Source organism: Streptomyces sp. NRRL F-6492, from assembly GCF_001280125.1.
Lineage (GTDB): Bacteria > Actinomycetota > Actinomycetes > Streptomycetales > Streptomycetaceae > Streptomyces.
This window is the reverse complement of sequence record NZ_LGEG01000053.1, coordinates 1-8,319: the sequence shown is the minus strand read 5'-3', so window position 1 is coordinate 8,319 and position 8,319 is coordinate 1. Positions and strand designations below refer to the sequence as shown.

The following is an 8,319-nucleotide window of genomic DNA, read 5'->3' as shown; positions in this document are numbered from 1 at the left end:
GGCGGCGGGGCGGGCGCGGTGGCCGGTCCCCGGTCGGCCAGCGAGCGCACGACTCCGCCGGTGGCCTCGGGCACGGGCGGGCCCATGTGCAGCGGGCGGCGGGCGGGCGGCGGGGTCTGCGCCACGGCCGGCGGGGGCAGGTGCGTGGCGCCGAGGTCGACGGAGCCCGAGTCGTGGCCGACGGCCTCGTGCGCGCCGGTGTCGAGGATGCCGGGCTCGTAGCCGTGGTCGGTGAGGACCGGCTCGTACGGGGCGGCGGGGACGCCGTGCGCGGGGGTGCCGTGCGCCGGGGCGCCGGTGTAGGGGTCGACCGGTACGCCCTGCGGCGGGGTCTGGCCCTGCGGGGCGGTCAGGACGTCGCCGAGGGCGACGGGCTCGGGGAGCGGGTCCGTGAGCGGGTCCGGCAAGGGGTCCGTCAGCGGGTCGCCGGTCGGGGCCGGGGCCTCCTGGTGCGGCACGCCCTGGTGCGGGAGCACGGGGGGCGGCACGGCGACCGGCGGCGCGGGCACGACGCCCGGCGGGTGCTCGCTCCAGGCGCCCTGGGCGCCCGGCATCAGAAGCAGGTCGTCGTCCTCGGCGGTGTGCTCGGAGGGGTCCAGGAAGGTGTAAGCGCCCGGTGCGGGGATGCCCGGCCGCTCGACCATGCCTGCGTTCTCCGGCAGCCCCTCGCCCGGGACCTGGCCGGTGTCCGTCATGCGTACCCCTCGCCCATCGCTTGTGCTCCTTCAGACCTGCGCCCGTCGACAAGAACGAGCGTGCGCGCCGCGCGGCACGAAGGACGCGGACACCTGCACATTGTCCCGGCCCTCGGCCCTCGTGGCAGGAAGATTCGCCACGGTGCGCTGTGGACTGCGCCACGTCGCGCGGTCCCCCCCTGTCGCCTACCACACCGGCGGCTCCGAGGGGCCACCATTTCAGGACATCGGCACACGAAGTGACGAAGGTCCGGACGCGGTACAACAATCGGCCAGCCTACCTGGCCCGGTGGGGCGGCCGGGTCACGGGGCGCGTTCGATCCTGCGTCCGGAGAGCAGGAAGACGGCCGAACGATCGCGTTCCGACCAGGTGTCCGGGTCGAGTCCGACGGTCTGGAGGAGGAGGGTCTCGACGGCGTAGCCGCCGGCGGCGGTGAGGGCGGCGCCGATCGCCTCGGCCTCGTCGCGGGTGGAGGCGTGGGCGACGATGCGTTCCGGGCGGCGGTCGGTGCAGGCGGTGACGACCTGGACGCCGCCGGCCGCGATCCGTACGACGTCGGGTTCGGGAAGGCTCTCCAGGACGTGCGGGGCGCGGCCCCGGACGGTCTGGAGGGGGACGCCGTGGCGGCGGGCGGCGGCCTCGGTGCGGGCGCAGGCGGCCGGGTCGAGGTCGACGGCGATGACGGCGGCGCCGAAGCGGGCGGCCTCCACGGAGAAGGCGCCGCCCGCGCAGCCGACGTCCCAGACGAGGTCGCCGGTGCGGGGCCCGAGACGGGCGAGCTGGGCGGCGCGGAGGGCGGGGTCCTCGCCCGCCTTCGGCCGCTCCTGATCGGTTGCGGGGCCTTGCCCCTCGGAGTCGTACTCCTCGGTGGGGAGGCCCCAGCCCCGGACGGGGCGGACGGACGGGTCCAGGCCCGCCAGCCAGGGGGCGGTCGGGGTGCCGCCGCCCCCGCCGATGACGAGGACGACGTTGGGGTCGCGCCAGGTGTGGTCGGCGGCCTTGTCGGAGGTGAGGACGGAGACCCGTTCGCGGTCGGTGCCCAGCTCCTCGCAGACGACGAAGGTGCGGTGGACCCCGTCGAGGAGGAGGGCGAGTTCGGCGGGGCCCGCGCCCGGCGAGGTGAGGACGGCGACCTTGGGGTGGGCACGGCAGACGTTGACGGCGCGGCGCAGGGTGCGCTGGTGGGCGACGACGATCCGGGCGTCCTCCCAGGGCATGCCGGCCCGGGCGAAGGCGGCGGCGACGGGCGAGACGGCGGGGACGACCTCGACCTCCAGGCCGTGCTCGGGGGCGCGCAGGGTGCGGACGACGCCGAAGAAGCCGGGGTCGCCGTCGGCGAGGACGACGGCGGTGCCGCGGTGGCCGGCGATGCGGCGGGCGGCGAGGTCGACGCTGCCGAGGCGGATGCGTTCGGCGCCGGGTGGCACCTCGGGCCGGGCCAGGTGGTGGCCGGCTCCGGCCACCAGGGTGGCGGCGGAGAGCGCGGACAGGGCCGCCGGCGGAAGGGGCGAGCCGTCCCAGCCGATCACCGTGACGCGGTCGGCCATCGTCGTCTGTCTCCCTGTGGTGTTGTCGCAGGTCGGGGGCGTGCCGAGCGTACCCGCTCGTCAGCTCCAGTCGGTGTACGAGGAGTATCCCGCCTCGGCCATCTGGTCGGCGACGTCGTCGAGGTCCTCGGGGAGGAGTCCCCAGAGGATGAAGTCGGTGCGCAGCTCGGTCCAGCCGCCGTCCTCGGTGCGGGTGCGGGCTATGCAGGCGTTGCGCAGGACGCCCTCGCTGATGCAGCCGATCTTCTGGGCGACCTGCTGGGAGGCGGTGTTGTCGGCGGCGGTGCGCAGTTCCAGGCGTTCGAACTTCCGGTCGTTGAAGAGCCACCGGGCGGTGGCGAGGGCGGCTTCGGAGGCGTAGCCCTCGCCGCGGGCCCAGGGGGCGACGACGTAGGAGAGTTCGGCGGAGCGGACGCGCCAGTTCGTGTTGCCCAGCTGGACGACGCCGACGAGGCGCTGGGTGAGGAACTCGGTGACGGCGAGGTCGAGTCCGCGGCCGGCGGCGCGTTCGGCGGGGGCGTGCTCGGTGATCCAGCGGTGGGCGGCGGCCTCGGTGTAGGGCTGGGGCACGGCGGTCCAGGCGCCGACGAGTTCGTCGTTCATCATCTCGGCGAGCGCGGGGGCGTCCGCCTCCTCGAACGCGCGCAGCACCAACCGGTCCGTGTTGATGGAGATGTCCGGAAAGGTGGTAGTCATGCGCAGCTCCATGCCGTGGACCGTCCGAATCGACCGTGAACGCACAGCATGCAGCATGCCGCCGCCGGTGCGCATGGCCGGGTGGGGTACGGCGGAAGGCCCCGCGCACCGGACGGGGTGCGCGGGGCCTTCCGCTCAAGGACCTTACGGGGGAACCGGTCTGACGGTCCCTCGGACGGCGGTTACTCCTTGGGGGCGCCGAAGGCCGGGATGACCGAGCCCTTGTAGGTGTCCTCGATGAACTTCTTCACCTCGGGCGAGTTGAGGAGCTCGGCGAGCTTCTGCACGCGGGCGTCCTTCTCGTTGCCCTCCTTGACGGCGAGGAAGTTGGCGTACGGGTTGCCCTCGGCCTTCTCCAGGGCGATGGCGTCCTTCGCCGGCTCCAGCTTGGCCTCCAGGGCGTAGTTGCCGTTGATGACGGCGGCGTCCACGTCGTTCAGGGCGCGGGGCACGGTGGCGGCCTCCAGCTCCTTGAACTCCAGGCCCTTCTTGTCGGTGATGTCGGAGAGCTTGGCGTTGGTGCCGACGCCGTCCTTGAGGGTGATCAGGCCGTTCTCGGCGAGGAGCTGGAGCGAGCGGCCGCCGTTGGTGGTGTCGTTGGGGACGGCGACGGTCTGGCCGGGCTTGATGTCCTTCAGCGACTTGAGCTTCTTGGAGTAGAGGCCGAGGGGCTCCAGGTGGACGTTGACCACGGGGACGATGGTGGTCTTGTTCTTCTGGTTGAAGTCGTCGAGGTACGGCTTGTGCTGGAAGAAGTTGGCGTCGACCTGGCCGGACTGGGTGGCGGTGTTCGGCAGGACGTAGTCCGTGAACTCCTTCACCTCCAGCTTCAGGCCCGCCTTCTCGGCCAGGTTGTCCTTGACGTAGTTGAGGATGTCGGCGTGCGGCGTCGGGGACGCGGCGACGACGAGGGGCTTGTCGGCGGCGCCGGCCGAGTCCTTGGAGGAGGACGGGTCGGAGGAGGTGCCGCAGGCGCTCAGGCCGAGGGCGAGGGCTGCGGTGGCGGCGACGCCGGCGGTGAGCTTGATGTTCTTGCGCACGAAGAGTGCCTCTTTCAGGTGGAGTGGTGACGTCTGGACAACAAGTCCGGACTGTTCTTCGCAGGACGAAGTCGGGGGCGGGGCGGGACGGCTCAGGCCGTGCGGCCCCGGCGGGCGAGGAGTCGGACGACTCCGTCGCCGATGAGCTGGACGACGGTCACGATGGCGACCAGGACGACCACCGTGACGAGCATGAAGGTGGTGTCGAAGCGCTGGTAGCCGTAGGTGACGGCCTTGGAGCCGAGGCCTTCGCCGCCGACCGCGCCGGCCATCGCGGAGTAGCCGATGAGCACGATCACGGTGGTGGTGACGCCCGAGACCAGGGAGGGCAGGGACTGCGGGAGCAGGACCTTGCGGACGATGGTGGGGATGCCGCCGCCCATGGCCTGGACGGCTTCGACGAGTCCGTGGTCGACCTCGCGGATCGCGGTCTCGACGAGGCGCGCGAAGAAGGGGATGGCGCCGATGGCGAGCGGCACGATCATCGCGGTCGGGCCGATGAAGGTGCCGACGACGAAGGTGGTGAAGGGGATCAGGGCGATCAGCAGGATGATGAAGGGCAGCGAGCGCCCGACGTTCACGATCGCGCCGACGACCTTGTTCACCGGCCGGTTCTGGAGCAGTCCGCCCTTGCCCGTGAGGACGAGGAGGATGCCGAGCGGCAGGCCGCCGAGGACGGTGACGACGGTGGCCCACAGGACCATGTAGAGGGTGTCGACGGTGCCCTGCTCCAGCAGGGGCTGCATCTCGGACCAGGTCACTTGGCACCTTCCTTCACCAGCGCGGTCGCCGCGTCGGACGCGGATTCCCGGACGATCGTCTCTTCGGCGGTCTCGGCTTCTTCCATGACCTCGACCTGGAGGCCCTGCTCGCGCAGGAAGCCGACCGGGACGACGTTCTCCTCGTACGCTCCGGGCAGTTCGATCCGCATCCGGCCGATCTGCCGGCCGCCGACGGTGTCCATCGCCGCCCCGAGGATCGAGATGTCGATGTTGTACGTGCGGGAGAGCTGGGAGATGACCGGCTGGGTCGCGGCCTCGCCGTGGAAGGTGACGTCGACGACCGTGCGGTCGGGGCCGCTGGGGGCGCCGCTGACCGGGAAGAGCTCGGCCGCCAGCTGGGAGCCGGGGGTGGCGAGCAGTTCGCCGACGGTGCCGGACTCGACGACGCGCCCGTGCTGCATGAGGGCGGCGGAGTCGCAGATGGTCTTGACGACGTCCATCTCGTGCGTGATGAGCAGGACGGTCAGGCCGAGCTGCTGGTTGAGGTCGCGCAGGAGCTGGAGGATGGAGCGGGTGGTCTCCGGGTCGAGGGCGCTGGTGGCCTCGTCGGAGAGCAGGACCCCGGGCTTGCCGGCGAGGGCGCGGGCGATGCCGACGCGCTGCTTCTGGCCGCCGGAGAGCTGGGCGGGGTAGGCCCTGGCCTTGTCGGCGAGGCCGACGAGGTCGAGGAGTTCCAGGGCGCGGCGGGAGCGTTCGGCGCCGGATATGCCGAGGATCTCCAGGGGGAGCTCGATGTTGTCCTTGACGGTGCGGGAGGACAGCAGGTTGAAGTGCTGGAAGACCATGCCGATGCTGCTGCGCGCCCGGCGCAGGTCCTTGCCCGCGCGGCGGCCCTTGCCGGCGAGGGCGGTGAGGTCGACGCCGTCGACGGTCACCGTGCCGGAGGTGGGGCGCTCCAGGAGGTTGACGCAGCGGATGAGGGAGGACTTGCCGGCGCCGCTCTGGCCGATCACGCCGAACACCTCGCCCTCGCGGACGTGGAGGTCGACGCCGTCCAGAGCGGTGACCTGCCGGCCGCGCGACTCATAGACCTTGGTCAGGCCCGAAGTGGTGATCACAGGGGTTTCCGTCACTGTCGAGTGCGCGACGCGGGGTCCGTCACGCACGGGGCATTCGTCATCGGACAGTCAGGCGCACGGGGCCTGTCCGGCGGGTGGCCGGACGTCGGCGAGTGCGCGGGGCGGGCACGGTCCACCGCCGTGGGGCGGGGGGACCGGCACGGCCGTCGGTCTCGCTTCGGGGCGCGAAACTCGGCGGGGGCCCTCAGATGGCGCACATTCGACACATACAACGAGCACCGGGCGTCGTGATCGCCTCGGTCGCAAGGGTGCGGCTGCTCGTCGTGGTCATGTCTGCAAGTAAAGCACGCACGGTCGTGGACGAAAGAGGGCTGTCCGAATAGCGGACGTTGTTGAGACGCCATGCGGACACCTCGGAGGCCATCCTTCCGCTTGCTTCTCCTGGTACGGCCCGGCGCGTGGCCTGCGGGGACGGGGCGGCGGGCCGGTGCGGGCCGGACCGGGCGGGGGGCCGCCCCGGGCGCCGTCTGTGGCCAAGGCCACGCGCGGGCGGGGCGGTGGGGAGGGCCGGGCGCGTCGGGCCGTTCGGGCCGTAATACCCTCGGGCGCATGCTCGACGCCCTGACGGTCACGGTCTCCGTGGCCGCGCTCGCCCTCGCCGCCTGGTGCGGCTTCGCCGCCTTCCGCGACCGGCCGACCAAGGACTGGCACTTCATCGGCATGGCCGTGGTGACCTTCCTGGTCCTGGTCCAGCTGATCGTCGGCATCGTGCGGCTGACGCGCGGCGAGAAGGCCGAGGAGGGCGCGACGATCTTCGTCGCCTATCTGCTCGGCGCGCTGTGCGCGGTGCCGATCGCCGGCTTCATGTCGCTCGCGGAGCGCAGCCGGTGGGGTTCGGCGACGGTGGCGGCCGGCGCGGTCGTCCTGGCCGTGCTCGAAGTGCGTCTCTACGACATCTGGACGGTGGGCTGACCATGACCGCGACCGAGGGAACGACCCGCCTGGTCAAGGGGCCGGGCATGCTCCTCGTCTGGCTGTACGGCGTGATGTCGGTCGGCGCGGTCTCCCGCTCGATCTACCAGATCGCCACCGAGTTCGACCGGGCTCCGCTCGCGTACGCCCTGTCGGCGGTGGCGGCGGTCGTCTACGTCTTCATCACGTACACGCTGGTACGGGGCGGGGAGAAGGCCCGCAGGGCGGCGCTGGTGTGCTGCGCCGCCGAGCTCGTGGGCGTGCTGGTCGTGGGGACCTGGACGCTGGTCGAGCCGTCCGCCTTCCCGGACGCGACGGTCTGGTCGGACTTCGGCTACGGCTACGTCTTCATCCCGGTGCTGCTGCCGCTGACCGGCATCTGGTGGCTGCGGAGGTCCGAGACCGCCTAGGGCCTGCGCGTGGGGAGTGGCCTAGGCGGCCTTCTCCAGGGTCACCAGGGTGAGCCTGGGGCCGAGTTCCCGGGTGGCGACCTGTGCGTACCCCTTGCTGCGGTAGAGGCGCAGGTTGAGTTCGCTGCGGTGGCCGGTGAAGAGCTGGAAGCGCTTGACGGGCGGAGCCGTCTCGGTCGTGGTCGCGGCTCCGGCGGCGAAGTGGCGCTCTATGGCGTCGAGGAGCCGGCCGCCGAGGCCGTGCCGCCGCATCCGGGGGTGGACGATGAGCTTGGCGATCCGTACGGTGCCGTCCTCGTCGACGCGGGCCCGCACCGAGGCGACGACCTCGTCGCCGAGGCGGGCCACGAGCCCGTGCCCCTCCTCCAGTTCGGCGCGCAGGGCGTCGAGCGACTGGGTGAGCGGTTCGATGGACCAGTCCCCGTAGAGCTCCGCCTCGCTCTGGTAGCAGAGGTACTGCAGCTTCAGGATGTGCTCCGCGTCCCGCGCGTCCGCCGCCGAGATGGTCACGCTCAGGCCCATGTGTGCACGCCTCCCGCTCATCTGCCGATCATCGGTTCAACACACCCTTCCCCGTCGGCTCGGGGCGGGAACCTCCGCAGCCAGCATTCTGCGCAGGCATCCCAGGCAACGGGAACGCATCGGCCCCAGACTCCCCTGTGAGATACCCAACTCTCCTGCGATTTCCCGGTAGGTGCGGTCCTTCGGGTCGAGCATCGCGGTGAGGACCCCGGGGCAGCGGCCGGGGGTGCGGGTGACGGCGGCGCGCAGGGCGCGGCGGCCCTCGGCGGCGAGGAGGGAGCCCTCCGGGGAGCCGTGGGGCTCGGCGCCGCCCGGCTCGTGGACGGGCTCGTTCCGGTAGGGGCGCTCCCGGTCGCCGGTCCTGCGGGCGCGGCGGGCCTCGGCCCGTACGGCCCGGCGCAGCCATTCGGCGGGCCGTTCGGGGGCGCCGGTGTCCCGGAGGCGTTCCAGGAGGCGGAGCCAGACGGCCTGTTCCAGGTCGCCGGGGTCGACGCCGGCGGCCGGCGCCTCGGCGTCCGACTCGGCGGCGAGGAGCGGGGCGAGCGCGGCGAGGAGCGGGGCGAGCGCGGCGAGGAGGCCGGCCGACGCGTCGGGAGCGGCGGAGCCGGACGCGGGGGTGCCGGGTGCGGGGGTGC

Annotated in this window: 9 protein-coding genes and 1 pseudogene; 2 read left to right on the top strand and 8 right to left on the bottom strand. The window is 72.6% G+C overall.

Annotated features, from left to right (window positions below; all coding sequences use genetic code 11):
* The 6 genes and pseudogenes from ADL08_RS06980 to ADL08_RS06955 all read right to left on the bottom strand — a co-directional run.
* A pseudogene (locus ADL08_RS06980) lies at positions 1 to 695 on the bottom strand (5,6-dimethylbenzimidazole synthase); the annotation flags it as partial.
* Between the two features lie 303 nt (positions 696 to 998).
* A complete protein-coding gene (gene cbiE / locus ADL08_RS06975) occupies positions 999 to 2,243 on the bottom strand; it encodes a precorrin-6y C5,15-methyltransferase (decarboxylating) subunit CbiE (RefSeq protein WP_053641186.1) in 1,245 nt (414 codons plus the stop codon).
* A 60-nt stretch (positions 2,244 to 2,303) separates the two neighbouring features.
* On the bottom strand, positions 2,304 to 2,939 hold the full coding sequence (locus tag ADL08_RS06970) for a GNAT family N-acetyltransferase (RefSeq protein WP_053641185.1): 636 nt from the start codon (positions 2,937 to 2,939) through the stop codon (positions 2,304 to 2,306).
* A 182-nt stretch (positions 2,940 to 3,121) separates the two neighbouring features.
* Positions 3,122 to 3,979 (bottom strand): MetQ/NlpA family ABC transporter substrate-binding protein, encoded by an 858-nt coding sequence (locus ADL08_RS06965; protein WP_053641184.1) that lies wholly within the window; start codon positions 3,977 to 3,979, stop codon positions 3,122 to 3,124.
* A gap of 92 nt (positions 3,980 to 4,071) precedes the next feature.
* Positions 4,072 to 4,740: a methionine ABC transporter permease gene (locus ADL08_RS06960; protein WP_053641183.1), complete on the bottom strand. Its 669-nt coding sequence runs from the start codon at positions 4,738 to 4,740 to the stop codon at positions 4,072 to 4,074.
* Positions 4,737 to 5,819 carry a methionine ABC transporter ATP-binding protein gene (locus ADL08_RS06955; protein WP_053641182.1) on the bottom strand — a complete coding sequence of 361 codons (1,083 nt, stop codon included), beginning with the start codon at positions 5,817 to 5,819 and terminating at the stop codon, positions 4,737 to 4,739. The genes ADL08_RS06960 and ADL08_RS06955 overlap by 4 nt, the downstream gene beginning before the upstream one ends.
* A 570-nt stretch (positions 5,820 to 6,389) precedes the next feature.
* On the opposite strand from ADL08_RS06955, the gene ADL08_RS06950 reads away from it, so the two are divergent.
* Positions 6,390 to 6,752 carry a hypothetical protein gene (locus ADL08_RS06950; protein WP_053641181.1) on the top strand — a complete coding sequence of 121 codons (363 nt, stop codon included), beginning with the start codon at positions 6,390 to 6,392 and terminating at the stop codon, positions 6,750 to 6,752.
* Between the two features lie 2 nt (positions 6,753 to 6,754).
* Positions 6,755 to 7,162: a hypothetical protein gene (locus ADL08_RS06945; RefSeq protein WP_053641180.1), complete on the top strand. Its 408-nt coding sequence runs from the start codon at positions 6,755 to 6,757 to the stop codon at positions 7,160 to 7,162.
* Between the two features lie 21 nt (positions 7,163 to 7,183).
* On the opposite strand, the gene ADL08_RS06940 is transcribed toward ADL08_RS06945, so the two are convergent.
* Complete coding sequence (locus ADL08_RS06940) at positions 7,184 to 7,684, bottom strand: GNAT family N-acetyltransferase (protein WP_053641179.1); 501 nt, start codon at positions 7,682 to 7,684, stop codon at positions 7,184 to 7,186.
* Between the two features lie 36 nt (positions 7,685 to 7,720).
* On the bottom strand, positions 7,721 to 8,319 hold a 599-nt coding region (locus ADL08_RS06935; RefSeq protein ID WP_053641178.1), incomplete at its 5' end, for a sigma-70 family RNA polymerase sigma factor.

Excerpts from the sequence above, each read along its gene's own strand:
- cbiE (WP_053641186.1), bottom strand. The coding sequence starts at position 2,243 with ATGGCCGACCGCGTCACGGTGATCGGCTGGGACGGCTCGCCCCTTCCG.
- ADL08_RS06970 (WP_053641185.1), bottom strand. The coding sequence starts at position 2,939 with ATGACTACCACCTTTCCGGACATCTCCATCAACACGGACCGGTTGGTG.
- ADL08_RS06950 (WP_053641181.1), top strand. The coding sequence starts at position 6,390 with ATGCTCGACGCCCTGACGGTCACGGTCTCCGTGGCCGCGCTCGCCCTC.
- ADL08_RS06945 (WP_053641180.1), top strand. The coding sequence starts at position 6,755 with ATGACCGCGACCGAGGGAACGACCCGCCTGGTCAAGGGGCCGGGCATG.
- ADL08_RS06940 (WP_053641179.1), bottom strand. The coding sequence starts at position 7,684 with ATGGGCCTGAGCGTGACCATCTCGGCGGCGGACGCGCGGGACGCGGAG.